Genomic DNA, 26,927 nt, shown 5'->3' on the forward strand with positions numbered 1-26,927 from the left:
GGATGCAAGATATAAAAATATTTAAACAAAAAGATTTGGTTCTAAAAGTAAACCATAACTATGACCCTATAAAGCTTGATTTGGATAGCTGGAGTCTGTTTTTGGATAAATTGTGTGGAGATAGAGAATATCAAAAAGAGGCTATTCAAAATGCCATTATCTATTTGGCAAGTGGTAGATATGGAAAAATAGAAGATCTCATTGAAGAGAATTATCAAGACAATACTGAGTTACAAGCCAAATACAGCTCTTTGGAAAATTATAAAAAACATCTTCAGCTTCCAAATAAGCTTTTTGCAAATATAGACATTGCAACTGGTGGTGGTAAATCTTATGTCATTTATGGTGTAGCTCAAATCATGTTGGGGTTGGGTTTGGTTGACAAGGTCTTAGTGTTATCTCCATCCCTTACGATAGAGGCTGGACTTACAGAGAAGTTTGAGAGTTTAAGTGGAAGTAGTGGGCTTAAAAAAATGATTCCAAATGAGGCAACATATAAAAATCCTAGAATTGTAGATGCTAATGTGACTGTAAAAAATGGAGATATTTGTGTTGAAAATATTCATGCAGTTTATACTACAACTGGTTCCTCTATTGAAGATAGCTTTAAAAATGAGGGCGATAGAACGCTAGTTTTAAATGATGAATCTCACCATATTTTTAATAAAATTACAGAAAAAGAGACAGGCAGGAGTGAATCTCAAGGACTTAAAAAATGGAAAGAGTTTTTGCTCAATAGTGAGTATGGTTTCAAATATATCTTAGGTTTTACAGGAACAGCTTATCATGATAATGAGTATTTTAATGATGTTATTTACAGGTATTCCTTAAGAGAGGCTATTGAAGATAGGATAGTAAAAAATATAGAGTATGTCCAAAAAGATGATAGCTCTGGAGTTGATGAAAAATTTCAAAAGATTTATCAAAACCATCAAGATAATGTTACTTATTATGACAAGGTAAAACCATTGTCAATATTGATTACAAAAGATATCAATAAGGCTAAAAATTTAAAAGATGACTTAGTAGATTTTTTACTAAAGCAAGAAAAACTTCCAAAAGAGGAGATTGAAAAACAAGTTTTGATTGTGACTTCACATAAAGACCACAAGGTAAATATACCCAAATTAAAAACGGTAGATGAAAATGATGACCCTACAAAGTGGATCATCTCAGTCTCTATGCTAACCGAGGGATGGGACGTAAAAAATGTTTTTCAAATAGTCCCTTGGGAAGATAAAGCATTTAATTCAAAACTTTTAATTGCACAAGTTTTAGGCAGGGGGTTAAGAGTTCCTTTAGAATATCAAAATCCGCAACCAAAAGTCATAGTGTTTAATCACGACTCTTGGAGCAAGAATATAAAAGGTCTTGTAGATGAGGTTTTGGAGATCGAGACAAAAGTGACTTCACAAGTCTTAAAAGAGGGTGATAGAGCAGAATATAATTTTGAAGTTTATAATATTGATTATGCAAAAGAGCAAAAAGAGATACCTCATGCTCCAAAAAATGAGATGACTTTTGACTTTTTGATGAAAAACGGGATACCTTTAGAATCTCAATCAGTAGAAGTTGGAAAGGATACGATACTTATCGATATCAAAGGAAATATACGGAAACAAGAACACAATATAATTAATGAAACATATTCAGTTGAAAGTATAGTTGATAAAATATTAGATGAATTACAAGCAAGATTTGAAGAAGGAAAAATTTTAAATATTGATGTTGAGCAGTATTCAAGTGATAATTTACCCCAAAGAGAAGTTATAGAAGATTTGATAGTAAGATCAATGCAAAAAGTTGGCATTGATAAAGTAGATGGGTTGATTCAAAAAAATAGATCAAAAGTTTTACAATCTTTTGGAACACTTTTGCGGAAAGCCTCTAAGACTGTTATAATAGAGAAAAAAATAAATGATTTGAAAGTTATATCAACAAAAGATTTAGTAAGAGAAAATTTAGGCATTGGAAATTTTAGAAGAGATTATTCTGTATTTTATACAAATAATTGGAAAAATGAAGTTGCAAGTGATGAACAAAAAAATCTATTTCAACAATTCATAGATGATGATAGTTTTCCAAAAAGTGCAGATAAAGAACAAAATGAATATCTTTTTAAAACACCTGTAAATATGGTTTTTACAAATGCAAGACCTGAAAGAGATTTTGTTGAATATTTATGTAAAAAAGAGATTGCACAAAAGATAGATAGTTGGATAAAATCAAGAGATAGAGGTTTTTATAGTATTGAGTATTCTTGGAGAAAAGCAAATCATCAAAAGATAAGTAATTTCAACCCTGATTTTATTCTTAAAATTAACAATGATGATATTGAGTATTTTATTGTAGTTGAGATTAAGGCTGATAAAGATGATAGTATTGAAAATAAAGCAAAATATAGATATGCAAAAGAACATTTTAATAGATTGAATGAAAAATTAGTAGAGCAGGGGATAAAGCAAAAATATATATTTCATTTTTTAAGTCCAAATAGTTATGTAACGTTTTTTGACTATTTGAAAAATGGCAAGTTATTAAATAGGGAATTTAAAAGTGAATTGGAGACTTTATTGGAGATAAAATAGATAAAAAAATTATATGCCTATATAAGACTTTTGATATCGCATAAAAAAGTGTAGGGGGAAAATGATAAAATGTAGTTAATATTTGTTGTGTAAAAAGTAAGATTAAATGAGTAGCAGAGCCAAAGCTCTGCCAAAGACTGGATTACAGTCTAGACTCGTATCTTCTGAGCATGAAAAGTTTTTTAAGGATCTTCTTGCGAGTTGCAATTTTCTCTTTTTTTCTTTTTTCAGTTTCAGTTTCGTAGTGCTGTCTAGCTCTTGCTTCAGTTACGATAAGGTTTCTGTCACATTGTCTTTTGAATTTTCTGTAAGCGTCATCAAATGAATCACGTGAAGTTAGTTTAATTCCTGGCATCGAAAAGCACCCCCTTCCTTATCAAAATTTTTTACCATGAGATCTCCTTTTGCAGAAGCAAAGCTCCTACAAAATTCCTCTCACTAAAGCTTCACCAAAATGGTTCAGATTATGGGTAAAAGAGATAAATATGAAGCGGATTATATCCAAACAAGTTTAATTTATGCTAAGATAATAGTAACAATAAGGAGACTAGTGATGCAAAAAGTATTTAAATCCTGTTATGACTTAGATAAAAAATGTTACGAGACGTATGGACTCACGGAAGATATACTTATGGAACATGCAGCCAGAGGAATGGCTGAGTATATTCAAAATCATTTTGATAAAGGCTCCTCTGTGCTCATTGTAGCAGGTGTGGGCAATAATGGTGCAGACGGCATCGTTCTTGCTCGGCAACTGCATGGGGAGTATGATGTGAGATTGGTCGTGCCTTTTGGAGTCAAATCAGAGATGGCAAAAGTACAGCTTCAGAGAGCAGAAGCGTTAGGTGTCAATCCAGTAAAGGAACTTTATGATGCCGATATCATAGTGGATGCTGTTTTCGGAGCAGGGCTTAACAGAGAGATCGATCAGGAGACACAGTATATGCTTCATCAACTCAACAGCTTTTCTGGACATAAGATTGCCTGTGATGTGCCTACAGGGGTAGGTGAAAACGGTTGTCTGATGCCTATGGCTTTTAGTGCTGATGTCACCATCACCATGGGAGCATACAAAGAGGCACTCTATCTGGATGAGAGTAAAGATACTATCGGAAGGATCATACGGGCCGACCTTGGTATCAGTAGTCAAAAATATGAAGGAGAGAGCCATACTTTTGTGCTTGAACCTTCCGATCTGAAACTGCCAAGCAGAGCAGCATGTTCTACCCATAAAGGAGATTTTGGTCATGCAGCTGTTTTCTGCGGAGAGAAAGAAGGGGCAGGTATCATTGCAGGGATGGCTGCAAGCAGGTTTGGAGCAGGACTTACAACGCTGGTGGTGCACGAAAAGGTCTCTCCTCCTCCGTATCTGATGTATTCAACGGTAGTACCGGATAATGCTTCAGCCATTGCTATAGGAATGGGGTTGGGTGGTCATTTCGATAATGAATTTTTACAAAAGCATGTATTTCAAAGTCATCTTCCCATTCTGCTGGATGCTGATGCATGCTACTCTTCCCAGCTGTTGGGTATTCTGGAACAGAAAGAGAGAGAAGTGGTCATTACCCCTCATCCTAAAGAGTTTGTCGCATTATGGGAACGATTGACAGGAGAACTCCTTACGGTCCCGGAAGTACAGGCCAAACGTTTTGAGACAGTACGCCGTTTTAATGCAAAGTACCCGCATGTTACCCTCCTGCTTAAAGGAGTCAATACCCTTATCATGCAGGAAGAACAACTGTATATCAATCCTTTAGGTTGTTCCAATCTCAGCAAGGGGGGAAGCGGAGATGTACTTTCCGGACTTATTGTTTCGTTTCTGGCACAGGGGTATACAGGAATAGATGCTGCTATACAAGGTTCTTTAGCGTTAGTGATGGCGGCAAATAAGTATCAAGGTGCATCCTATGCTATGTTGCCTACAGATATCATAGATGAGGTAGAAAGACTGGAAATCATATAGGTCTGGATGTATGCTCTCAGAGCTGCTGCATGGTATAGTTAGTTATTTTGTATATGTCGGGTCGATATAATTGACCATTAGCTATAATACCGTCATGAAAAAAATAGCCGTACTTTTTAGTGGCAAAGGTTCCAATTTTGCCCATATTGTCAAGAGTTTACATCAAAAGGAATTTGAGGTTGTCGCAGCATTGACAAACAATCCGAATGCTGAGGGGATAGAAGTTGCCAATACAAACGGTATCTGCTTGGAGATAGTGGATGCAAGAGACTATGAGAGCAGAGAAGCTTTTGATGAAGTAATGGTAAGAAGATTACAGAAATATCAACCGGACTTAACAGTACTTGCTGGGTTTATGCGTATTTTGACACCGGTGTTTACAGAACAGATCAGAAGTATCAACCTGCATCCTTCCCTTTTGCCGAGACACAAAGGACTTAAGGCCATAGAAAAAAGTTATGAAGATGAATACCTTTCAGGTGGGGTAAGTGTACACTGGGTAAGTTCTGAACTGGATGGTGGAGAGCTGATTCTGCAAAAAGAAGTTTCAAAAGAAGGTTTGAATTTTGAAATGTATGATACCAAGATACGAAGTATTGAAAAAGAGGCACTGGTTGAAGCAATAAGGAAAATCTTAGCTTAAGAGATGATCTTAGGATAACTTTGTGTATATTGCTCCTTTTTCTGTTACAGTACTTTTGTAAAGAGAAATTTCCGGGAGTATATATCCCAGTTGTTTTTTTCGATATGTTTTGAGTTTTTCTTTATAGATCTTATAGTTATGTATAGTTTTAATACGGCAGAGTGTGATATGCGGCTTGAAACGATAGAGATCAAACCCTGCTTCTTTAAATTCGGTTGCTTTATCATAAAGCAGTTTTCTTTCAGATCCGGCGAAAAGTACTTTGGGTGGTCTTCCGAAATACCCCAACCCGGAGATATTTGCATTATTTTCTAATGGAGAGATATCTCTAAGCTTTTCTATAATCGGTTTATTTTCTCTGATATCGCCAAGGAAAAGCCAGGTAAGATGAAGATTTTCTTCCTCCACCCATTTCCCCTCTATGATGTCTTGAAAATCTTCTTTTACAGATGCATAATCATCCAATATGACAGGGGAAGCGATAAAGAGTCTCATGGAGTGCCTTTTCGGTATTTTGTTATATTTTTAATTGATATGTCATTATATGATATTTCAACTAATCTTTTAAAAATGAAGATACCTCGTACCCTATGGATCGGGGAGTTTCATTAAACTGATAGCTTTCATAAAGTTTTATAAACCTTTTGTTAGATATGATTATAAGATTTATTTTATATATATAAAGAGAAAAATAGGAGGTAGTACATAATGTCAATATTAAAAGCATCAATATTATTTTCTAAAGCATCTAATGTATATTCACAATTGAGATCCATTAATACGAAAGAAGGTAAAGGAAAATATAAAAAACTTCTAGATAGGTTGGATATCTTGTATGGAATGGACAATACAAAAGAATATAGGGATCAGCTGCAGGATTTTATAGATGAACATGGTAAAGATATTTATAAAAAATATCTTGAGGTCAGTAATGATCAGTTTTGGTTAGAATAAGAATATATTTAGATTCAACAGTATGAGGAAGAGGGTGAAGGTTGAAATACTACAGCGATGAACAAAATAAAAAAGCAAGCTATATGCTTTTTTACATCGTGCAAATATTCATATTACTTATTGTGTATAGTTTTGTCTATACCTCTTTTTTGGCAGTGAAGCTCGCTATAGCCAAATATTCTTTGACTTTTATGGCATACATGCCTGTGGTATTGGCTTTTGTGGTCTATCCTGTAGTCCTTTACAAAGCCAGACAGATGTTCCAAAAAGAAAAAAGATTGCGTGCTGTGGGTTGGATGATGGGATGGGCTTCTCTTATCATCATACTGCTGTATGCATATCTTTCTCAGCTGGCAGGAGTATAATACGCTTTAAAAAGAGATAGCGTGATACGACTTTTCCCACCCAAACATCAAAAGATACTCAAGCTTTCCATTCCCGCGGCAATTAATTCACTATTGGATATGCTGCAAGTGATCACCGATCTTATAATGGTAGGGCGTATCTCTGCATTTGCTGTGGCAGCTGTAGGACTTGGATTGCAGTCACTTATGTTTGTTTTTGCCGTGCTGACCCTGTTACATGTGGGTACATCCGCTTTGCTTTCACGCTTTGTGGGAGCAGGTCAGATAAAACGGGCTTCCACAGGGCTTTCAACACTGCTTCAATTTGCATTCCTGTTGAGTCTACCGGTGATGGTAGCATGGTATTTTCTTGCTTCTAACATCTATGTATGGTTTGGAACAGCACCTGAGGTAGTTGCACTTGGAGCAGATTATGTGCAGATGCTTACATGGATGATGCCTTTTGTTTTTATGAAACTGGTTTTTGTCTCAGCACTTAATTCTGCAGGAGATACCCATACACCTATGAAGGTCAAGATAGGCTCTATCATTCTCAACGTCATCTTAAATTATCTCTTTATCTTTGGACATTATGGTTTCCCGGAACTTGGAGTGATGGGTGCGGCAGTGGGGACAGTCATAGTAAATATGTTAGAGTTTATCGTGTATGTGGTCTTGTACCTCAGACATAAAACACCCTACATTCCTCTATGGCACTACTCTAAAGCGTTACTCTCACGTGCACTTAAAGTAGGGATACCCGCATCGTTTGAACGGTCACTTACTTTTGGAAGTTTTATGCTCTTCACTATCATCATCGCTCACTATGGTACCGAGGTATTGGCAGGATATCAGATAGGATTGCGTGTAGAGGGCTTGGCATTTATGCCAGGTATCGGGTTCACCATTGCAGCGATGGCATTGATGGGGCAGGGACTGGGTGCGAAGAAGCCTGGGCAAGCAAAAGAAGATGTACTTCTTGTACTTAAGTACACTTCGGGATTTATGTTTTTTCTTTCATTTTTTATGATATTTATGCCGGAGAAGATCGTATGGCTTTTTACGGATGATGCCAAAACCATCAAAGAGGCAAGCCTTTATTTGGTTATTGTAGGATTTTCTCAGATCCCTTTGGCATTTAACTTTGTACTTTCAGGAGCACTTAGAGGGGCAGGTGACAGCAAGCGAACTTTGAAGATAAATCTTATCTCTCTGTGGTTCGTACGTATCATCCCTGCATTTTTACTCTCATGGTATTTTGAGTCTATCCTTTTTGTCTATCTGGCAATGATCTCAGATACCTTTGTGAAAGCAACATGGCTGTGGATCACCTTTAACAAAGGTGAGTGGCAAAAGATAAAAGTCTAGGGGTCCGACAGACTCCTAGCTCATTGTCCTTACATCTAAAAAGCTACCACTTTCATACTTTAAAAGTGTATCAAATACAGATATAAGCAGTTTGGCTGCTTCTCTAGGGGTTTGGATCTTTCCTTCTTTCAGTTTTTTAGCAGATGGAAATATTTGGTCATCTACTTTGTTGATGATATGCCGCACCATAGATGTATCTATAACACCGGGAGCAAGTGCAGTGAAATGGATATCAGGTAACTCTTTTGCATAGATAGAGAGCAGCATATTCAGCCCGGCTTTGGAAAGTGAATATGCACCCCAGCCTTTCGATCCGTTGACTGATGCTCCTGAACTGATACCTATTACTTGTTTAACATATGCATATTCATGAAGTGTATCGATGAGCTCTTTGTTTGCCCAGACATTGAGTTCCATTACTTCTTTGATCTTTGCCAGATTGGTTTGATTTAACATTTGGATATCACCGAGTATCCCTGCATTAAGGATGACCACATTAAAAGAATGGTCCATTATAAATGCTTTGATCTCTGCTTTGATCATAAAAGTTTGACTCAGGTCATATGGAAAAAAGAAAAAATGGGGATCTTTGTCAAAAATTTTTGGAAAGGTTCTTCCGATCGCATACACTTTATCACCCTGTGCAAGATACTCTCTGACCAATGCTTCACCTAACCCTGACCCGACTCCTGTAATAAGTATATTTTTACGATTCAGCATTTGGTATTTTTCCTGTATTGGACTTGAATTCCTGTCATTATGTAATCCTTTTATTCTCTTGCTATGCTATAATTATATCAAAGTAGATCATATTAGTGAAAAAAAGGATAAGAATGAGTAAAGAAATAAGAAGTCTGGATGAGAGAATCGAACGTATTTATCGGATGGCAAAGGAACATTTTGGTGAAGTACGTTTTGTGGGGATCAAAAAACATAAGAAGATCGGTTGGGTAGCAAAGGTACAGTTTGATGAATTTGAATCACTTGTTGCAGAAGGTGAAACAGCTGAAGAAGCATTGAAAAATCTACGTAAGCGACTTAAGAAGATCATTGACCGTTACAATATGGTGTAGTGATAAAGCGATGCATCATCAAGTGAAGAGTGAGGAGTGTTGGTATGAATTGCTTTGTAATGCTTTTGGCGGGTGATACAAAATGAAAAAAAATATTATTTTAATAGGTTTTATGGGTGTAGGTAAGGGAACAACGGCACGTGCTTTTACAAAAAAATACGGGACCTATATTATAGATACGGATGATCTGATAGAATCCAAAGAGAACAGAGAAGTCAAAAAGATCTTCGAAAAAAAAGGCGAAGCATATTTCAGAAAGCAGGAGCAGATAACAGCTGACTGGATAGAAAAGTGTGTCAGAAATACATTTGTTAGTTGCGGTGGTGGATTTTACAAAGTAAAAAACCTTAAAAAACTTGGAACAGTAGTATTGCTTGATGCTTCCTTTGAATGGATACACAATCGTTTGAAAACAGCGAAGAATGCTGAAGCGAAACTAGCGAAAAGACCACTTTTCGCCCAGGAAAAAGAGGCTAAAAAGCTCTATAAAGAACGAGAAAAAGCTTATAAGAAAGTAGCTGATGTCATTGTCAATGTAGAAAATAAAAATATAGATGACATTATAGAGGAAATCGCAAAGAAATGTGAATAAGAACACTTTGTGTTCTTATTCACCAAGATCTTCAATATCGATAAAAAATTCGAGAAGTATGATCAGAACATAGAGCGTTGTAATGATAATCAGTGTACTCCCTCCATAAGAGAAGAGCGCATTTTTTACCGATCCGAATGATTCTTCCACATTCATCATGACATAAACCCATATACCAAAAGCGATCAGGATCAAAAATCCTTTCAGATTGAACATTGTTGATGATTTTACTGTTTTTTTCTTCATTTCGGATCCTTTCCATATATTTAGGAATATTTTGTTTTCCCAATAGTCAAACCCCTTGTATATCATGGGTAAAATACCAAAATCAGCATAGTACTTCCCATACAATAGGGGGGCTTGTTCTATAAAAGGAGCAGGTGAGCCTGAGATAGTAAAAATCACATATCCCCAACCTATAAATGCGATCAGTCCAAGAAGTCATTTTGCCCATACGGTAATTGTTAATGTTGTTTCTTCTTTCATACGATTATTTTATCCAAATATAGGTATAATTTTACCAATAATTTTTATCCAAGAGACCCAATGCAAAGATTTGAAAAGTACCTTACCGAAAATTTACCGAAAGTACCGAGTTTTCACCCTGCCTATGAAGAAGCTTTAGGTGTGATGCTTGAGGCTGGAGGAAAACGTTTCCGTCCGATGTTACTGCTTAATATCGTAGAAGCATATGAACCTATGCTTTACCATTCCGCGATGCCTGTAGCATTGGCTCTTGAAATGTTCCATACCTATTCTCTCATACATGATGATCTCCCTGCAATGGATAATGCGGACTTGAGACGTGGACATGAAACGCTTCATAAGCGTTATGATGAGGTAACAGCTATTCTTGTTGGAGATGCATTGAATTCCGATGCCTTCTATCTTATTGCAAAAGCACCTTTGCGTGAAGATATAAAGATTAAGTTGGTAGAGCTTCTTGCCAGAGATGGTGGAAGCAGAGGAATGGTATTGGGGCAGGCAATAGACTGTTATTTCGAAAATATACCATTGGATATTGAGCAGATAAAAATGCTGCATACGAATAAAACGGCCAAGCTCATTGCTGTAAGTCTGCAGATGGGTGCAGTGATCGTAAGACTTGATAAAAAAGTGCAGGATGCATTATATGCTTTTGGTATAGATCTGGGACTGTTGTTTCAGATACAGGATGATATTATAGATGAGACACAAAGTGAAGAAGAAGCAGGTAAAACCACAGGAAATGACGGTGATAAAAATAGCTTTGTCAATCTTTTAGGGCTTGAGGAGACTGTGATCCAGGCAGATACTTTGGCAAAAGATTTACAAAGACGATTTGAAGACTTTGATGAGAAGTTGCAAACAGCTTTACAACCCTTGATGAACACATATTTATATAGACATAACTAAAGGAAACAAAATGGCAATGACAGAGCAAAACAAAATGCGTAAAAAGATGGCGAACACTATCAGATTTTTAGCTGCAGATATGGTACAAAAAGCAAATTCGGGACACCCGGGTGCACCTATGGGGCTTGCAGATATCGCAGTAGTACTTTCTGAGCACCTTAGCCATAACCCCAAAAATCCGAAATGGCTTAACCGTGACCGTTTGGTCTTCTCCGGTGGCCACGGCACGGGTCTTATATATTCATTGCTGCACCTCTGGGGATATGATGTTAGCCTTGATGATCTTAAGAATTTCCGTCAATTAGACTCTAAAACACCAGGACATCCGGAATACGGTCACACAGAAGGCATAGAGATCACAACAGGTCCTTTAGGGCAAGGTGTTGCCAATGCAGTTGGTTTTGCAATGGCAGAAGCATATACGGCAAACCAGGTGAATTCAGAGACATGTGAGCTTATTGACCATAAAGTGTATTGTCTTTGTGGTGACGGTGACCTTCAGGAAGGTATTAGTTACGAAGCATGTGCTTTAGCCGGGCATCTTGGGTTGAAAGACCTGGTACTCATCTATGATTCCAATGAGATCACTATCGAAGGTGATACAAGTATCGCCTGGAGCGAAGATGTGGCAAAGCGGTTTGAAGCACAGAACTGGAATGTCCTTAAGGTCAACGGTCACTGCTATGATGAGATCGATAAAGTGTTGAATGAAGTGAAAACAGCTACAAGACCGACCATTATCATTGCCAATACGATCATTGGTAAAGGAGCAGGAGAATTGGAAGGTACCCACCATACACACGGTGCACCTCTTGGCGAGAAGATCATTGCCGAGTCTAAAGAGAAGGAAGGTTTTAATCCTGATGAGACATTCCAGATCCCTGAAGATGTGCTGCTGAGATTCAGATGTGCCATAGAAAAAGGCGAGTTGGCCGAGAAAGAGTGGATCCACAGACAAAAAGAGGCACCGCTTATAGAACAGAATGAAGCATTGGCAAGATTGCTTAATCCTGATTTTTCAGCGATCGAGTATCCGGATTTCTCCAATGATGCAGAAGTGGCAACAAGAGATTCCAACGGAAAGATCCTTAATGCGATTGCAACAGCTGTTCCATCCTTTATTGGAGGTTCTGCAGATCTTGCACCATCAAACAAGACAGAGCTTAAAAATATGGGTGATTTTCCCAAGGGCAAGAATATGCACTTCGGGATCAGAGAACACTCTATGGCAGCGATTACCAATGCGATGGCACTTTACGGAACAACCATGCCGTTCAATGCTACATTCTTTGTCTTTTCTGATTATCTTAAACCTGCAGCACGTATTGCAGCGCTTACAAGTATCCAAAACTTCTTTGTATGGACGCATGACAGTATCGGTGTAGGAGAAGACGGCCCGACGCATGAGCCGATAGAGCATATCAGCCAGTTCAGAGCATTGCCGAACTTCTATGTATGGAGACCCGCAGACGCAACAGAGAATGTGGAAGCATGGAAAACTGCACTTACCATGAATGCGCCACACGGTTTTGTACTCAGTCGTCAAAAACTTAAAACACTCAAACCGAAAAGAGATTTTGGTGAAGTAAGCAAAGGTGCCTATATCGTCAAAAAAAGAAAAAATGCAAACTTTACCCTTATGGCTTCAGGTTCAGAGCTTATGCCTTGTCTAAAAGCTGCATGCTATCTTGCTCCGCTTGGTATCGTCTGTAATGTGGTTTCTGTGCCGTGTCTTGACCTTTTCAATGAACAGGATGCAGAATATAAAGCAGCAGTAGTTGACCCTAATACTAAAGTACTTGCAGTAGAAGCTGCAACAGCAACGGAATTCTACCGTTATGCAGATGATGTACTGGGTATGGAGAGCTTTGGAGCTTCTGCACCGGCAGGCTTGCTTTTTGAGAAGTTCGGATTTACCAAAGAGGGTATTATGAGACGTGCATGCAAACTGATGGATGTAGAGTATAAAGAAGTAGATCTCGGAGAGTGTAAACTTTAACTTTCGGGTTAGAGGTTTGGGTGGTGCGGCTGAGAGGATTCGAACCTCCACAGGCTTGCGCCCACTAGAACCTGAATCTAGCGTGTCTACCAATTTCACCACAGCCGCGCAAATGGTAGGGGATATTATAGCAAAAAAAAGCACTGTAACAGCAGAAAAAAGTGCTTTTATTCTGTTATATGTCAAATTCTAAGAAAAAATCTTTTATAATCGCAATGTAAATTTCGGGGTGTAGCGCAGTCTGGCTAGCGTGCTATCTTGGGGTGATAGAGGTCGCCGGTTCAAGTCCGGTCACTCCGACCATATATATTTAACTCAACATCCCTCTGATCTCATCTTCATCTATCAGATCTTTTTCATACTTTACAACGGCAATATTCTCTGTTTCATTCACATAACTTTCCACAATAGCTTCATGGCTTGTAAGTGCATGAACTCTTTCCCTGTCAAAGATATCCAGTGGCAGGTAGACATTCCCTCTGTTGTTCGGGTTTGGCATGGTAGCCACCCAGATAAACCAGGCTACTGAGATAACAGCTACGACTATAGCCAGTGTGCCTCTTCCAAAATGCTGCATAAGATACCCGGCCAAGAGGCCTCCAAGGAAGATCCCTACATAGGCAAAAGTATTGGCAACACCAAGAGCAGCACCTTTTTGATGTACTTTGGCGAACTTGGCTACAAAGCTTTGTAGAAGTGGTTCGAACATATTGAAGCCTATGAAGAAAAAGACGACACCGACGATGAATACCCAAGGAGTCGTTGCAAATCCCATGGCAATAAAGCCTAAGAAAATGATGGCAACAGAGATCATGAAAACTTCTCTGCCTTTACCGTATTTTTCTCCGAATACAGCAGCAGGTCCCATAGAGACCAGTCCAAATACCATAGCAGGAAGATAGACTTTCCAAAGTTCTGCTTTTTCCCATCCGAAACCGCCATCATCAAGTGATTGGGTCATGACAAGCGGGATAATAAAGAATGCCATGGTCATAATGGAAGAGTGAAAAAGGAAGGTGATGTACATACGTGTGAGTGATCTGTCTTTAAAGACATCCATTATTTTGGACTCTTCCTCTGCATAACTATGTACGATTTTTGGAGGTTGCGGTACGGCAGTAAAGAGTATGCCTATTGCCATAACAGAAAGGATGGCAGTGAGCCAAAAGAGTTTGTCTATCCCCCAGTGACCTCCTACAACAGGGGCGATGATCATTGCAGCTGCAAAACTCATAGCGATCGTTCCACCCATAATAGCCATGGCATGGGCACGCTGTTCTTCTTTAACAAGGTCAGCGATCATTGCAGATACTACTGAACCGATAGCTCCAGCTCCCTGTAAAAAACGACCGATAAGAAGCATATAAATGTTGTCACTCATTGCAGCGATAACAGAACCGGCAATAAAGATAAGAAGTCCGAAAAGCAGCGTTTTCTTACGGCCTAACTTGTCACTCATGAGACCAAAAGGTACTTGGAAAGCTGCCTGTGTCAGCGCATATCCACCAACGACCAGACCTGCAAGAAATGGTGTGGCACCTTCCATTTCAAGTGCATAAATAGAGAGTACAGGAAGGACAATGAAGAGACCGAAAAATCTTAGAGCCACAATGAGGCTGAGTGGCATGATCTGTTTAATCATGGTAATACCTTTAATACGATAAAATTTGTCTTATTATATTCCTAAAAAGTAAATAAAAGGTTAAAGATTTATGAAAATTGTTTTAGCAACAGGGAACAAGGGTAAATTGCGTGAATTTAAACAGATGTGTCAGGATGAAGTAGTTGCTTTTTCTGATCTTTTGGGTGAGTTTGATATCGTAGAAGATGGTGATACATTTGCGGCCAATGCACTGATAAAAGCACGTACCATTTATGAAAAATTGGGAGAGGAGTACCTGGTCATCTCTGATGACAGCGGTATTTCACTGCCCGTATTGGATGGTGCACCGGGGATCTACTCTGCCAGATATGCAGGAGAGGATGTTACAGATAAAGATAACCTCTATAAACTTATTGCTGCTGTGAAAGAAAAAGGTCTAAAATCAACACCGGCGTACTATACAGCGGCTATTGCCATTGTCTCCAAGTATGGTGAATATGTAGTGCATGGATGGATGCATGGTGATGTCATAGATGAAGCCAGAGGTGATAAAGGTTTTGGGTATGACCCTATGTTCATCCCTGCCGGCTTTGACAAGACCTTGGGTGAACTTGATGATGAAGTGAAAAAAGAGATTTCACACAGGGCAAAGGCGATGAAGTTGGCTAAACCGATTATTCAGATGTTAAAAAACAAATAAAATATCGTCATTCTAGGCTTGACTGGGGATCTGTAGTGAAAACTAAAGAGAATATTTAAAGATTTATTATATATTGATTTCTAGATCCCCGTGTCAAGTACGAGGATGACGGATAATGAAAGGATATAACATGAAACAAAAATTTATGCAGGATCTGCAAACTATTTATGATGAGTTGCAGGCAAGACAGACAGAACTTAACAGTTATTATCAACTTTTAGATAAAGGAAACGAAAAAGCTTCTGAAGTAGTGGATGCTTTTTTAACGCTGTTGGATCTGGAGAAAAATGATGATTCTGTGATGGCAGCACTTACGCGTATAGTGAACCTTAGAGAAGATGCATTGGAGCAGGTACTTCAAAAGAGTGGTTTGAGTGATGAAGATATTATCGTTAAAAAAGAGTTGGCGTATGGTTTTGTGAGCAGTATGCACATTAACCGTCATGAAGCTTTCATCAACTGGGTAGATCAGAAAGAGTTGCTGACACCGTTCTACCGTGCACTTCTGCTTGGGGTACATCAGGTAGGTATTGCAATGAGTGTCTGGCAGAGTGTTTGGACAGATCATATTATTCATGGTATTAATATCGAACTCTCAAAAATGTTCAAAGGGGATGACAGTAAAGTTTTTGCAAAACTTCAAGAGGAAGGGCTTTTGGATGTCGATACTAATGGATGTACAGGAGACCGTTGCTATTCTGTATTGATGAAAGACGACCGGGAGAAGTACAGAAGTGTGGCCTATGCTGAAGCATTTCCCCAAGAGGTAAAAAGTGTTACTACGGCTTTGGAGCAACTCATAGGACTTTTGGGAACGCTTGAAGATGAAGTATTTGGACAAAAAGAGGAGTGGATAGTCTATTTTAAGGCAATTAAAACAGCACTGAACGAAACCAGAACAGAGAAACTCATCAAAGAGTGGGCAGATGTAGACAGAGCCTGGATGGCAGTCAAAACACCACTTCAGGTAGGGCATCCGTTGGAGTATTATGAAGATCACTACAGAAAAGCAGTAGCCTTGGAGTGGGATCTTCGCATCGTAAATCCTAAGCTTCAAGAGGGCTCACACACACGAGAAAACATCAAGCACTTTGCTTCCAAAATGGCAGAAGAGTTTGGAAATGAAGCCCAAAAGATCATGGCTAAAAACCTCACCCAGGTGGATGAAACGCAACTCTACATCGGTCAGCCGATCCTCTACTATGCAGCAGAATTTAACGGACTTTTTTCCGCACAGGTCGTTCCTAATGATGAACAGGTCTCAGCTGAACTTGGCAAGAAGATCTTTGCTTACGCAGATTTTGTGATGGAGAGTAAAAAGTCCAAACCGATCATGAAACTTTCAGTTGAGACAATGGGTGAAGCGTTTGTAAAAAAACAAAAAGCACTCATAGAAAACGAGCCGAAACTCTGGCAAGAGATCTATGATATCTCAACCGTGGGGCATGAATACGGGCATATCCTCTGGATAGACTCAGACACAGAGACAAAGATGAACGGCTCAGGGCAATTTAAAAATATAGAAGAGTTCAAAGCAACTTCCGGTGGACTCATGGCATTTTTCTCGAATGAAAGGGAAGCGTTAAAAAAGCATATTGTAGATGATCTTGTATCTCGTGCTGTGGGGCTGATGGCTTGGAGAGAAGTCGGTGAAGTATTGCCGTATTATTGTGAAGGGCTTATCCATTTGGACATACTGTTCGGTTCGGGTGTCATCACCTATGATGAACAGATAAAGATAGACTACAGTAGGTATGATGCGATGAAGGAAAGCTATCAGAATGCTTACAGGAATTTAGCGCAAACCTACCTCTCCAAAATAGATGCAAATGAGTATCTGAAACAGTATGCTGTCAAAGAAGAGGGTGTCTATCTCCCTGTGAAAGAGGAGATAAGATCATTCGTAGAGCATTATTATACACGGTATAAAGAGATCGGGCAGCAGACGGTGACTATTTAAGTAACTTTGTAGATGGTTTCTGTTGATGTTTCAGTAGTTGTATCAACTCTTTTTTAAGATTTTTATCTGCATTTTCATTGGCAATGATCTCCAGGGTTTTATTGATCCGTTCATGTTGATGTTGATTCTCTTGCATCTGTGCTTTGTGAAGAAGCTCTTCTTCTTGAAGTTGAAGTTTGAGTAGCTGATTTCTTCTATGAATAAGATAGAAGAGCAGAAAAAAGGCAAGTATCAATAGTGTACCGGCAATTAAATATTGCTGGTACACTTTCGTTTTCTCTTTTTCTATCTCAACAATGTACTTTTGTTTCTCTTTGGCAATGATGATCTTGCTCTCATATTCGGTCTGATTTATTTTTTGTTTTGTTTGATGCTCTATTTTGCTTTTTTGGAGTTCTATCTCTTTAAGGTCTTTCTCTTTTTTTGCAGCAATAGCAGCAAGTTTTTCTTCATGTTCCGCTTTAATGGTTGTCAGAGCAATGATCCTGTCTTCTTTGGAAACAGCTGTCGTTTTTGGAGATGTTTCTTGATGCAGAGGAGCTTTTATCTCTTGTGTATTTCTTTCTTTTTCAATGGAACTTTTATCGCGCAGTAAATGAGGCTTTTGTATTTGTTTGTGATCACTTTGGCATGCAGTAAAAGTGAGGGTTAAAGTGAGTAGAATGATTTGTATATATCTCATATAATGATCCTTATTTGCAAGCCAAATTGTATCAAATATAGACTTTATATACGTATCATAGTGAAAACTAATTTTACAATAGAACTCAATAGCAACCTTTAACTGTTTTTGATCCTCTTCTCATCTTCAAGAATGAATTTGGAGAGTTCTTTGCAGAAATCAGAATAGCACACATAATTTTTATTGCCGACTTTGTCGCTATGCTTGAGCTGTAGTCTTAAATAATCCTTTTTTTTATGATAGAGGAACATGATCCCGTCTTTGAAAAAATTTTTTGTTTTATATTTTTCATCATTGATCTCCTTCTGCTTCAGACTATTCTTAATTATACACCTTTTTGATCTGTAAAGTAAAATTTAGTATAGATACCCAAATCCCGTTTAAAACGCTTTACCAACTTCTAACCTCTTTTTAGCTATAATCGCCACTAATTATGCCATCACAAAAGTGATTTTAGAGGATAAATATGTTACTTTTTACACCAGGACCTACGCCAGTACCGGAGTCAGTAAGACTGGCTATGGCGACACCGACACTGCATCACAGAACACCAGAGTTTGAAGCGATTTTTGCAGAGACCCGTGAACTTCTTTTTAACCTTTTTGCTACTGATGAAGTGATCATGCTTGCCTCATCAGGTACAGGAGCGATGGAAGCTGCGGTAACGAATCTTTGTCATGATACTTTACTCAGTATTAACTCAGGGAAATTTGGTGAACGTTTTGGGAAGATCGCACTTGCCAGCGGATTGAAAAATGTAGAGATCAAAAATGAGTGGGATACACCGGCTTCTGTGGAAGCAGTGGTTGAGGCAGTGAAAGCAAATCCTCAGATAGATGCGCTGGCTATCCAGATTTCTGAGTCTGCGGGCGGTCTTCGTCATAGTGTTGAGGAGATAGCAGCAGCAGTCAAAGCGATCAATCCAGAGATCATGGTCATTGCTGACGGTATTACAGCTGTGGGGGTTGAACGTATTGATGTCTCCAATATTGACTGTTTGATAGCGGGGAGTCAAAAAGCGTTGATGTTACCACCAGGTTTGTCTATCCTTGGTTTAAGCTCCGCAGCGATTGAGAAGATCGGTGCAGGCAAAGGGTACTATCTCAACCTTGCTTCTGAGATTAAAAAACAGTCTCAAAACACCACGGCATATACAGCAGCAACCACACTCATTATCGGACTTCGAGAAGTACTTCAGCAGATAGAAGCCAACGGTGGTATCGGGAAGCTTTACTGTGATACCGCACGTCGTGCAAAAGCAACACGCTTTGCGTTAGAGGCTCTCGGGTTGCATTCATACCCAAGCACACCGGCACGTTCTATGACTACGATAGATGATGAGAATGCATCTGAGATCCGTACGCTGTTAAAAACAGAGTTTGGTGTGAATGTTGCAGGAGGGCAAGACCACCTCAAAGGTAAGATCTTCCGTATCAACCAGATGGGACTTATAGAGCCTTATGAGATGGTATGGGTTGTGAATGCTGTGGAGCTTGCTTTGGCTAAACTTGGTCGTAGAGAGTTTGACGGTACGGCAAGTCGTGTCTTTAATGAGACCTACTTCAAAACAATGTTGACCAAAGAAGAGAAATGATATTTGAACACGAAATCCCTAGTGGGTCAAAACTCTATTTTGGGCAAAGTGCCAGAGTAAAAAGAGAGATAGAATTTGTTTCAAGTGAGATACTTGATAATCTTGGTTTTGAAGAGATCGTCACACCACTCTTCTCATACCATCAGCATGAGTGTTTTGATGATAAGAAGCCTTTGGTAAGGCTCAATGATGAAGAGAATCATGAAGTAACACTTCGTGCAGACTCTACAGCAGATGTAGTACGCATCGTAACAAAAAGACTTGGGCGTAGTACAGAGTCTAAAAAATGGTTTTACATCCAACCAACGGTAACATTTCCAACTAAAGAGCAGTATCAGATAGGTGCAGAAGTGATAGATGGAAGTTTTGAAGAGATAGCGAAGACAACAACCATGCTTCTAAAAGAGATAGGTGCAGAACCAGTGATGCAGATAGCAAATATCCGTATTCCTCATCTTTTAAATGAGAAGTATGGTGTCTCTTTGGAGGTTTTAAAGTCTATGCATGTTGAACAGATCATGGGCGCTGACTTACCTTGGATCGAACAACTTGTAAGATTGAACGCTATAGGTGATTTAGATGACCTAAGTGCATTCCCTGATGATATTAAAGCAGAACTTGAAAAGATAAAAGAGGCAGCTTCAAAAGTAGAATACAGTAATATGGTGATCTCTCCGCTTTTTTATGCGAAGATGAGATATTATGATTCTTTGACATTTAGAATGTTCGAGGGAAATAATCTCTTAGCCATGGGTGGAATCTATACGATAGATGGTGTTGAAGCAGCAGGATTTGCACTCTATACGGATGAGTGTATCGCAAATAAAATGAACAGAGGATAGGTAGTATGTCAGTACTAACTAAGCATTCAAATATGACTAGTCATATGAGCCTGCTGCTGAAGCAGTCTCAGCGACAGCGTAGTTTTTTGGGCTTTGCTCAAAAAATGTTCAATAATAATAACAGAGGATAAGGCAAGATGAGTAAAGCAGATTTGATCGTAGGTCTCCAGTGGGGAGATGAAGGAAAAGGGAAGATTGTTGACCATATGGCGCAGACACATGACTATGTATGTCGTTTTGCAGGTGGACACAATGCTGGACATACCATTGTTATCGGTGATAAAAAGTATGCGCTTCACCTTATCCCGTCCGGTGTACTGAATCCCAGTGCAAAGAATATTGTCGGAAACGGGGTAGTGCTTTCTCCAAAAGATTTTATTAAAGAGATGGAGCAGTTCGATAATCTGGAAGGAAGACTTTTCCTTTCAGACAAAGCGCATATCCTTCTTCCTTACCATGCACTTATTGATCAGGCAAGAGAGCGTATGAAGGGTGATAAAGCTATTGGTACCACGGGTAAAGGTATCGGACCTGCCTATGGTGATAAAGTGGCACGTGTAGGACACAGACTGGGAGAACTTCTCAATCCGGGAAAAATGACGGCAAAGATCATTGCTTTTTTTGAGATGAATAAACCGGTATTTGATGCGATGGGTGTAGAAGCACCTAAAGAAGCCGAATTAATGGCAGAACTGGAAGGATACAGAGAAATACTTGCACCGTTCATTACCGATACAACACAGTTGATGTGGGAGATCATGGATGCAGACAAGAAGATCCTTCTTGAAGGTGCACAAGGGACAATGCTCGATATTGACCATGGAACATATCCCTATGTGACCTCGTCAACGACAGTAAGTGCCGGGGCATGCTCAGGACTTGGACTTAATCCGAAAGATCTGGGTAAGGTGACGGGTATTGCAAAAGCATACTGTACCAGAGTAGGGAATGGACCTTTCCCGAGTGAAGATTTTGGAGCAGAAGGAGACAAGCTTCGTGAAAACGGACATGAATTCGGTACCACTACCGGACGCCCAAGAAGATGCGGATGGTTCGATGCAGTGGCCATGCGGCATGCAGTACGTGTGAATGGAGTTGATCAGGTAGCACTGATGAAATTGGATGTTCTTGACGGTTTTGATGAAGTGAAAGTATGTGTAGCATATGAAGTAGAGGGTAAAGAGATCAACTATGTACCATATGACCTGGAAGATGCAACACCGATTTATAAAAGTTTTCCGGGTTGGGACAAGACAGAAGGTGTAAGAGAATTTGATGATTTGCCTGAGGCAGCGAAGTCATATATTTTGGCACTTGAAGAGATGATCGGGACAAAAATGGGGATCATATCCACAAGTCCGGAGCGTGAAGACACAATTATTCGATAGAAGGGGTAAACATGAGATTAAAACCACAACAGACAGGATATGTAGCAACCAAAATAGGGATTGACCTAGCCAATGCACCTTTTATCACTATGCCTAAAGGCAGAGAAGCAGTCGTTGCTGCTGCAAAAAAGATTATCGATGAAAACCTTGCCAAAGAGTGGGCACTTGATGAAAAGGTCAAAAAAATCCTTGATGAGAATTATGATGAGATAGAGTTCCAGCATGCTGATGAGAGACAGCTTTTTTTTATGATCAAAAAGAAAATGGCTCCTGAATTCGGTGTGATCATGAATTATGATGACAGATATAATGACTTGGCACACCTTATCCTGGATGAATTGTATGAAAATTATCTTGCAGAATATACTGTGAATGAAAATCAGGTGAAGAATGTGATCTTCAAAGCGTTTAAAGCTTTCTCTGATGCTTATGATGAAATAGACGATATTGTTTATGAGAAGATCAGAAATATGGAAAGAGAGATCATACCCGGTTCTCAGGACTATGAACTGCTTTATGAGAGACTGTATCAGGAAGAACTTGCAAAGAGAGGAATGTTATAATGCAAAAGGTATCACTTTATTTTGAAAATGGATTAATGCTTGAAGCTAAAAGTTTTGGTGCAGAAGGAACCTCTGTAGGAGAGATCGTCTTTAATACTTCTCTCACAGGTTATCAGGAAATTGTAACTGATCCCTCGTATGCGGGTCAATTCGTGACATTTACTATGCCGGAGATAGGCAATGTAGGCTGTAATGCGCAGGATATGGAGAGTAAGAGTGCTCACTGCAAGGGTATCATTGTTCGTTCATATCAGGGGCGTCCGTCCAACTTTAGATGCGAAGAGACTTTGGCGGAGCTTCTTAAAAAAGAGAATGTACTTGGTATCACTGAGATAGATACCAGATTCCTAACAAAGATGCTTAGAAATGAAGGTGCCATGATGATGGTAGCTTCAACGGAGATCCATGAGAAAGATGAACTTAAAAAAGTCTTGGAATCCTCACCCCGCATCGAAGAGGTGAATTATATCGAGCAGGTAAGTACAAAAGAGTCTTATGTACATACAGAAGCACGCTACAATACAGATACTTTTGAATATGATACCCCCAAAACAACGAAAAAGATCATTGCATTGGATTTTGGTATCAAAAGAAATATTTTGAATGAGCTTACACATGCAGGAATGGAAGTAACAGTAGTGCCAAACTCCATGTCTGCCGAAGATATCATAGCAAAAATAGATGCTAAAGAGATAGATGGTGTATTTCTTTCCAATGGACCGGGTGACCCGCTTATCTTAAAAGAGGAGCAAGAGAAGATCAAAAAACTTATTGCACACAAAGTACCGCTTTTTGGTATTTGTCTAGGGCATCAGTTACTTTCTATTTCTCACGGGTATGATACATATAAACTTAAATTTGGACACCATGGTGGAAACCATCCTGTCAAAAATACAGTAACAGGGACAGTAGAGATCACTGCACAGAACCACAACTATAATGTACCGGATAACATTACTGAAGTAGCAACGGTTACACATGTGAACCTCTTTGATAATACGATTGAAGGGCTGAAGTACAATGACTCTCCGACGATGTCAGTCCAGCATCACACGGAAGCGAGTCCCGGACCGCATGAAAGTGCTTATATCTTCGGTGAATTTGCAAAGATGTTGTAAATAGATGAACAAATGTTATGGTAAATGCTCTTGAAAGCGAAGTGATTCGAGAGCTGTGACATTTATTTTAAAGTAAATAGGAAATCAAATTTCAAGAGCAATATTATATCTTTTGGAAAAGAGGAAAAAAAGATGAACATAGCCATTTTATTTGGTGGATCAAGCTTTGAGCATGAGATAAGCATTGTCTCTGCCATCACCATGAAAAAAGTACTTAAAAAAAGTGGGTTGACCTATATTTTTATAGACAGTAACAGAGAATTCTATCTCATAGATACAAAAACGATCAATTCCAAACTATTCTCTTCAGGAGAGTATAAAAAGAGTAAGCAGTTAACGCTTAAAAAAGGCGGATTCTTTATTGATGGCATATTCGGCAGTAAAGTAGTCGATTTTGATGTAGCACTTAATCTTATCCATGGCAGAGACGGAGAGGATGGAAAAATGGCTTCTATGATGGAATTCTACGGTATTCCTTTTATATCACCTCGTATGGAAGCTTCGGCACTTTCGTATAACAAACTCTATACGAAGTTTTTAGCGCAAAGTTTAGGTGTGAAGACAGTAGACTATGAGTATCTTTCTAAAAATGATGAAAGAAAAATCACTATGGCATACCCTGTTATCATTAAACCGGTACGCTTGGGCAGCAGTATAGGTGTAAGTATTGTAAAAAGTGAAGCGGAACTTGATTATGCACTGGATGTAGCATTTGAATTTGATACGGATGTTATTGTTGAACCATTTATAGAAGGGGTCAAAGAATATAATCAGGCAGGTTGTTATACTCAAGAGTGGGAACTCTCTATAGTAGAAGAACCGCATAAAGAAGAGTTTTTGGATTTTGAGAAAAAATATATGGATTTCTCACGTGATTCACAGGTTTTAGCTGCAGATATTTCTGATGATTTAAAAGTTAAAATCCAAGAGACTTTCAAAAAGATTTATGATCCGCTTTTTAAAGGAAGTATTATCCGTTGTGACTTTTTTGTAGTGGATGATGAAGTACTTTTAAATGAGATAAATCCTATCCCCGGTTCTATGGCAAATTATCTCTTTGAAGATTTTGAAGGGATGATCTCTAGGCTCTCTAAGCATTTACCACGTGAACAAAATATCACTCTTGACTATCAATATATTCACTCTATCCAAAGTGCAAAAGGAAAAGCATAAATGCTTTTTCAGGAGGTTTATATAGGAGTAATTTTATCCTATATAAATCTTGAATTTTTGCGACTATAAGGCTGTTTGCGATAATTTTTTCTACATTGTTAAACATAATTTAACAAATCTTTTTTACCTCTTATTATTTTAAGCTTTATATGTGAAAAAAAAACCTATAATAAAGTCGAATGTTGTCAAATATTGTCATTTTACAACATAGAATTTTTTACAAGGGGGTATGCATGCAATCAAACGCAGCATTGGAATACGATTATTCCGTAGCAAAATTGTTTACTTATACAACGATTTTGTTTGGATTTTTAGGTATGTTAATTGGTACGCTCATCGCAGCACAACTGGCATTTCCGGAATTAAACTACTTATTGGGTGAATATGGTACTTTTTCAAGACTAAGACCAGTTCATACAAATACTGTTATATTTGGATTTACCGTAAGTGGGGTTTTCGCTACATTCTATTATGTAGGGCAGAGAGTACTTAAAGTTTCTATGGCAGAGTCTAAGTTTTTAATGTTTATCGGTAAACTTCACTTTTGGCTCTATTTTATTGGGGCACTTTTAGCTACAATAAGTCTTCTTTTAGGTTATTCTCAATCTAAAGAGTATGCACAATATGAGTGGCCAATAGATGTTGTTATTGTTGTTATATGGGTACTTTGGGGTGTCTCTGTCTTTGGGCTTATCGGTATCAGAAGAGAAAAAGCACTTTATATCTCTATATGGTATTACATTGCTACATTCTTGGGGATAGCTATGCTTTACCTTTTCAACAACATGGCAGTACCGACATACTTTGTATCTGGCGGACTTGGTAATATCATGCACTCGGTTTCTATGTACTCAGGTACAAATGATGCATTGGTACAATGGTGGTATGGACATAATGCTGTTGCATTTGGATTTACAGTACCTATCGTTGCGATGATTTATTATTTCCTTCCAAAAGAGTCTGGTCAAGCGATCTACTCATATAAATTATCACTTCTCTCATTCTGGGGATTGATGTTTATTTACCTTTGGGCAGGTTCTCACCACCTTTTATGGTCAACAGTTCCGGATTGGATGCAAACAATGGGATCAGTATTCTCAGTAGTACTTATTCTTCCTTCATGGGGTTCAGCGATCAACATGCTCCTTACTATGAAAGGTGAGTGGAACCAGTTAACTGAAAACCCACTGATCAAATTCATGGTACTTGCATCTACATTCTATATGCTTTCAACACTTGAAGGTCCTATTCAAGCGATCAAGTCGGTTAATGCAATTGCACACTTTACAGACTGGATTCCTGGACACGTTCATGATGGTGTACTTGGTTGGGTTGTATTTATGATCATGGCAGGTCTTTTCCATATGGCTCCAAGAATGTTCAAAAGAGAGATTTACTCTAAAAAGCTTTTGGAAGCACAATTCTGGCTTCAAACAACAGCTGTTGTTCTTTACTTTACGTCTATGTGGATCGCAGGTATCACACAAGGTATGATGTGGAGAGCAGTTGATGAGTATGGTAACTTGATGTATAGTTTCATCGATACAGTTACCGTACTTCACCCTTACTATGCGATCAGAGCACTTTCAGGTGTACTTTACCTAACAGGATTCTTGATGTTCGCTTACAATATGTATAAAACTATGACTTCTTCCAGAGAGCTTTCTGAAGAACCACAGTTTAGATCACCTATGGCATAAGGAGGTAGGTTATGTTTCATTGGTTAGAAAAAAATCCATTCTTCTTTGCAGTAGGAGTATTCTTGGTTATCGCGTTTGCAGGTCTTATTGAGATTCTGCCTAACTTTGCTGAAGCGTCAAGACCGGTAGTAGGGCTTAAGCCTTATACGGTACTTGAACTTGCAGGTAAAGAAGTCTATAAAAAAGATGCATGTATTGCTTGTCACTCACAGCTTATCCGTCCATTTAAAGCAGAAACTGACAGATATGGTCAGTATTCACTTTCTGGAGAGTATGCCTATGACAGACCATTCCTTTGGGGTTCAAAAAGAACAGGTCCGGACCTTCACCGTATCGGTAATTACCGTACAACAGATTGGCATGAAAACCATATGTGGGATCCAAAATCTGTAGTTCCTGAGTCTATTATGCCAGCATATAAACATCAGTTTACAAATATTGCAGACCTTGAAACAGCTTATGCTGAAGCCTTAACTGTTAAAAAAGTATTCAATACACCTTATGATACACCAAATGGTGTAAAACTGGGAACATGGACTGAAGCAAAAGCTGCTGCTTTGGATGAAGCAAAAAAGATCACTGCTGATATGAAAAATCAGAATGTTAAAGATGCAGTTGCAGCAGGGAATATTCCTGAAATTGTTGCACTTATTGCGTACCTTAACAGATTAAAGTAATGAGAAAA

At 38.7% G+C, this 26,927-nt stretch carries 26 protein-coding genes and 2 tRNA genes; 21 read left to right on the forward strand and 7 right to left on the reverse strand.

All coding sequences use genetic code 11. The features are described 5' to 3' along the window. Positions 1-2 precede the first annotated feature (2 nt). On the forward strand, positions 3-2,588 hold the full coding sequence (locus ACZ48W_RS07720) for a DEAD/DEAH box helicase (protein WP_464827768.1): 2,586 nt from the start codon (positions 3-5) through the stop codon (positions 2,586-2,588). Positions 2,589-2,730: 142 nt separating this feature from the next. On the opposite strand, the gene rpsU is transcribed toward ACZ48W_RS07720, so the two are convergent. Continuing rightward, positions 2,731-2,943 (reverse strand): 30S ribosomal protein S21, encoded by a 213-nt coding sequence (gene rpsU / locus ACZ48W_RS07725; protein WP_295419456.1) that lies wholly within the window; start codon positions 2,941-2,943, stop codon positions 2,731-2,733. A gap of 198 nt (positions 2,944-3,141) precedes the next feature. On the opposite strand from rpsU, the gene ACZ48W_RS07730 reads away from it, so the two are divergent. Together ACZ48W_RS07730 and purN are read left to right on the forward strand one after the other, a co-directional pair. Then, the gene (locus tag ACZ48W_RS07730) at positions 3,142-4,551 is read left to right on the forward strand and encodes an NAD(P)H-hydrate dehydratase (protein WP_464827769.1); all 1,410 of its coding nucleotides are present in this window, start codon (positions 3,142-3,144) and stop codon (positions 4,549-4,551) included. A 94-nt stretch (positions 4,552-4,645) separates the two neighbouring features. After that, positions 4,646-5,194 (forward strand): phosphoribosylglycinamide formyltransferase, encoded by a 549-nt coding sequence (gene purN, locus ACZ48W_RS07735; protein ID WP_464827770.1) that lies wholly within the window; start codon positions 4,646-4,648, stop codon positions 5,192-5,194. 9 nt (positions 5,195-5,203) lie between these two features. Here purN and thpR read toward each other — a convergent pair whose 3' ends face one another. After that, complete coding sequence (gene thpR / locus ACZ48W_RS07740; protein ID WP_464827771.1) at positions 5,204-5,689, reverse strand: RNA 2',3'-cyclic phosphodiesterase; 486 nt, start codon at positions 5,687-5,689, stop codon at positions 5,204-5,206. Between the two features lie 213 nt (positions 5,690-5,902). On the opposite strand from thpR, the gene ACZ48W_RS07745 reads away from it, so the two are divergent. The 3 genes from ACZ48W_RS07745 to ACZ48W_RS07755 are packed head-to-tail and all read left to right on the forward strand — an operon-like array spanning position 5,903 to position 7,860. After that, entirely contained in the window at positions 5,903-6,148 is a 246-nt protein-coding gene (locus tag ACZ48W_RS07745) for a hypothetical protein (RefSeq protein ID WP_464827772.1), read from the forward strand. Between the two features lie 41 nt (positions 6,149-6,189). Continuing rightward, entirely contained in the window at positions 6,190-6,513 is a 324-nt protein-coding gene (locus tag ACZ48W_RS07750) for a hypothetical protein (protein WP_464827773.1), read from the forward strand. Between the two features lie 21 nt (positions 6,514-6,534). Next, on the forward strand, positions 6,535-7,860 hold the full coding sequence (locus ACZ48W_RS07755; RefSeq protein ID WP_464827774.1) for an MATE family efflux transporter: 1,326 nt from the start codon (positions 6,535-6,537) through the stop codon (positions 7,858-7,860). A gap of 15 nt (positions 7,861-7,875) precedes the next feature. Here the strand turns inward: ACZ48W_RS07755 and ACZ48W_RS07760 are convergent, their stop codons facing one another. Beyond that, the gene (locus ACZ48W_RS07760) at positions 7,876-8,580 is read right to left on the reverse strand and encodes an SDR family NAD(P)-dependent oxidoreductase (protein ID WP_464827775.1); all 705 of its coding nucleotides are present in this window, start codon (positions 8,578-8,580) and stop codon (positions 7,876-7,878) included. A 113-nt stretch (positions 8,581-8,693) separates the two neighbouring features. On the opposite strand from ACZ48W_RS07760, the gene ACZ48W_RS07765 reads away from it, so the two are divergent. Beyond that, on the forward strand, positions 8,694-8,933 hold the full coding sequence (locus ACZ48W_RS07765) for a hypothetical protein (RefSeq protein ID WP_464827776.1): 240 nt from the start codon (positions 8,694-8,696) through the stop codon (positions 8,931-8,933). 82 nt (positions 8,934-9,015) lie between these two features. After that, positions 9,016-9,525: a shikimate kinase gene (locus ACZ48W_RS07770; RefSeq protein WP_464827777.1), complete on the forward strand. Its 510-nt coding sequence runs from the start codon at positions 9,016-9,018 to the stop codon at positions 9,523-9,525. Positions 9,526-9,540: 15 nt separating this feature from the next. On the opposite strand, the gene ACZ48W_RS07775 is transcribed toward ACZ48W_RS07770, so the two are convergent. Then, complete coding sequence (locus ACZ48W_RS07775; protein WP_464827778.1) at positions 9,541-9,771, reverse strand: hypothetical protein; 231 nt, start codon at positions 9,769-9,771, stop codon at positions 9,541-9,543. A 300-nt stretch (positions 9,772-10,071) separates the two neighbouring features. Between ACZ48W_RS07775 and ACZ48W_RS07780 the strand changes: the two genes are divergently transcribed. Further along, positions 10,072-10,920, forward strand: a complete 849-nt coding sequence (locus ACZ48W_RS07780; RefSeq protein ID WP_464827779.1) for a polyprenyl synthetase family protein — start codon at positions 10,072-10,074, stop codon at positions 10,918-10,920. A gap of 10 nt (positions 10,921-10,930) precedes the next feature. Next, positions 10,931-12,919, forward strand: a complete 1,989-nt coding sequence (gene tkt, locus ACZ48W_RS07785) for a transketolase (RefSeq protein ID WP_464827780.1) — start codon at positions 10,931-10,933, stop codon at positions 12,917-12,919. Between the two features lie 21 nt (positions 12,920-12,940). Here tkt and ACZ48W_RS07790 read toward each other — a convergent pair. Continuing rightward, positions 12,941-13,027: transfer RNA gene (locus tag ACZ48W_RS07790), tRNA-Leu, on the reverse strand. A gap of 117 nt (positions 13,028-13,144) precedes the next feature. On the opposite strand from ACZ48W_RS07790, the gene ACZ48W_RS07795 reads away from it, so the two are divergent. Further along, a tRNA-Pro gene (locus tag ACZ48W_RS07795) sits at positions 13,145-13,222 on the forward strand. 7 nt (positions 13,223-13,229) lie between these two features. Here the strand turns inward: ACZ48W_RS07795 and ACZ48W_RS07800 are convergent. Further along, positions 13,230-14,561 carry an MFS transporter gene (locus tag ACZ48W_RS07800; RefSeq protein ID WP_464827781.1) on the reverse strand — a complete coding sequence of 444 codons (1,332 nt, stop codon included), beginning with the start codon at positions 14,559-14,561 and terminating at the stop codon, positions 13,230-13,232. A 70-nt stretch (positions 14,562-14,631) separates the two neighbouring features. Between ACZ48W_RS07800 and rdgB the strand changes: the two genes are divergently transcribed. Next, on the forward strand, positions 14,632-15,222 hold the full coding sequence (gene rdgB, locus ACZ48W_RS07805) for an RdgB/HAM1 family non-canonical purine NTP pyrophosphatase (protein WP_464827782.1): 591 nt from the start codon (positions 14,632-14,634) through the stop codon (positions 15,220-15,222). Positions 15,223-15,352: 130 nt separating this feature from the next. Continuing rightward, on the forward strand, positions 15,353-17,182 hold the full coding sequence (ciaB, locus tag ACZ48W_RS07810) for an invasion protein CiaB (protein WP_464827783.1): 1,830 nt from the start codon (positions 15,353-15,355) through the stop codon (positions 17,180-17,182). Here the strand turns inward: ciaB and ACZ48W_RS07815 are convergent. Further along, a complete protein-coding gene (locus tag ACZ48W_RS07815; RefSeq protein ID WP_464827784.1) occupies positions 17,175-17,864 on the reverse strand; it encodes a hypothetical protein in 690 nt (229 codons plus the stop codon). The genes ciaB and ACZ48W_RS07815 overlap by 8 nt on opposite strands. Positions 17,865-18,330: 466 nt before the next feature. On the opposite strand from ACZ48W_RS07815, the gene ACZ48W_RS07820 reads away from it, so the two are divergent. The 8 genes from ACZ48W_RS07820 (at position 18,331) to ccoO (ending at position 26,919) form a co-directional block, all read left to right on the forward strand. Beyond that, positions 18,331-19,458 carry a pyridoxal-phosphate-dependent aminotransferase family protein gene (locus ACZ48W_RS07820; RefSeq protein ID WP_464827785.1) on the forward strand — a complete coding sequence of 376 codons (1,128 nt, stop codon included), beginning with the start codon at positions 18,331-18,333 and terminating at the stop codon, positions 19,456-19,458. Further along, positions 19,455-20,300: an ATP phosphoribosyltransferase regulatory subunit gene (locus tag ACZ48W_RS07825; protein ID WP_464827786.1), complete on the forward strand. Its 846-nt coding sequence runs from the start codon at positions 19,455-19,457 to the stop codon at positions 20,298-20,300. The genes ACZ48W_RS07820 and ACZ48W_RS07825 overlap by 4 nt, the downstream gene beginning before the upstream one ends. A gap of 137 nt (positions 20,301-20,437) precedes the next feature. Continuing rightward, the gene (locus tag ACZ48W_RS07830) at positions 20,438-21,688 is read left to right on the forward strand and encodes an adenylosuccinate synthase (protein ID WP_464827787.1); all 1,251 of its coding nucleotides are present in this window, start codon (positions 20,438-20,440) and stop codon (positions 21,686-21,688) included. Positions 21,689-21,699: 11 nt separating this feature from the next. Further along, a complete protein-coding gene (locus ACZ48W_RS07835) occupies positions 21,700-22,251 on the forward strand; it encodes a DUF507 family protein (protein ID WP_464827788.1) in 552 nt (183 codons plus the stop codon). After that, positions 22,251-23,369 carry a glutamine-hydrolyzing carbamoyl-phosphate synthase small subunit gene (gene carA / locus ACZ48W_RS07840; RefSeq protein WP_464827789.1) on the forward strand — a complete coding sequence of 373 codons (1,119 nt, stop codon included), beginning with the start codon at positions 22,251-22,253 and terminating at the stop codon, positions 23,367-23,369. The genes ACZ48W_RS07835 and carA overlap by 1 nt, the downstream gene beginning before the upstream one ends. Before the next feature lie 132 nt (positions 23,370-23,501). Beyond that, positions 23,502-24,542 (forward strand): D-alanine--D-alanine ligase, encoded by a 1,041-nt coding sequence (locus ACZ48W_RS07845; RefSeq protein ID WP_464827790.1) that lies wholly within the window; start codon positions 23,502-23,504, stop codon positions 24,540-24,542. A gap of 233 nt (positions 24,543-24,775) precedes the next feature. Further along, the gene (gene ccoN, locus ACZ48W_RS07850; protein WP_464827791.1) at positions 24,776-26,242 is read left to right on the forward strand and encodes a cytochrome-c oxidase, cbb3-type subunit I; all 1,467 of its coding nucleotides are present in this window, start codon (positions 24,776-24,778) and stop codon (positions 26,240-26,242) included. Positions 26,243-26,253: 11 nt separating this feature from the next. Then, positions 26,254-26,919 (forward strand): cytochrome-c oxidase, cbb3-type subunit II, encoded by a 666-nt coding sequence (gene ccoO / locus ACZ48W_RS07855; protein WP_464827792.1) that lies wholly within the window; start codon positions 26,254-26,256, stop codon positions 26,917-26,919. Positions 26,920-26,927 lie beyond the last annotated feature (8 nt).

The sequence above is a fragment of the Sulfurovum aggregans genome, from assembly GCF_055385215.1.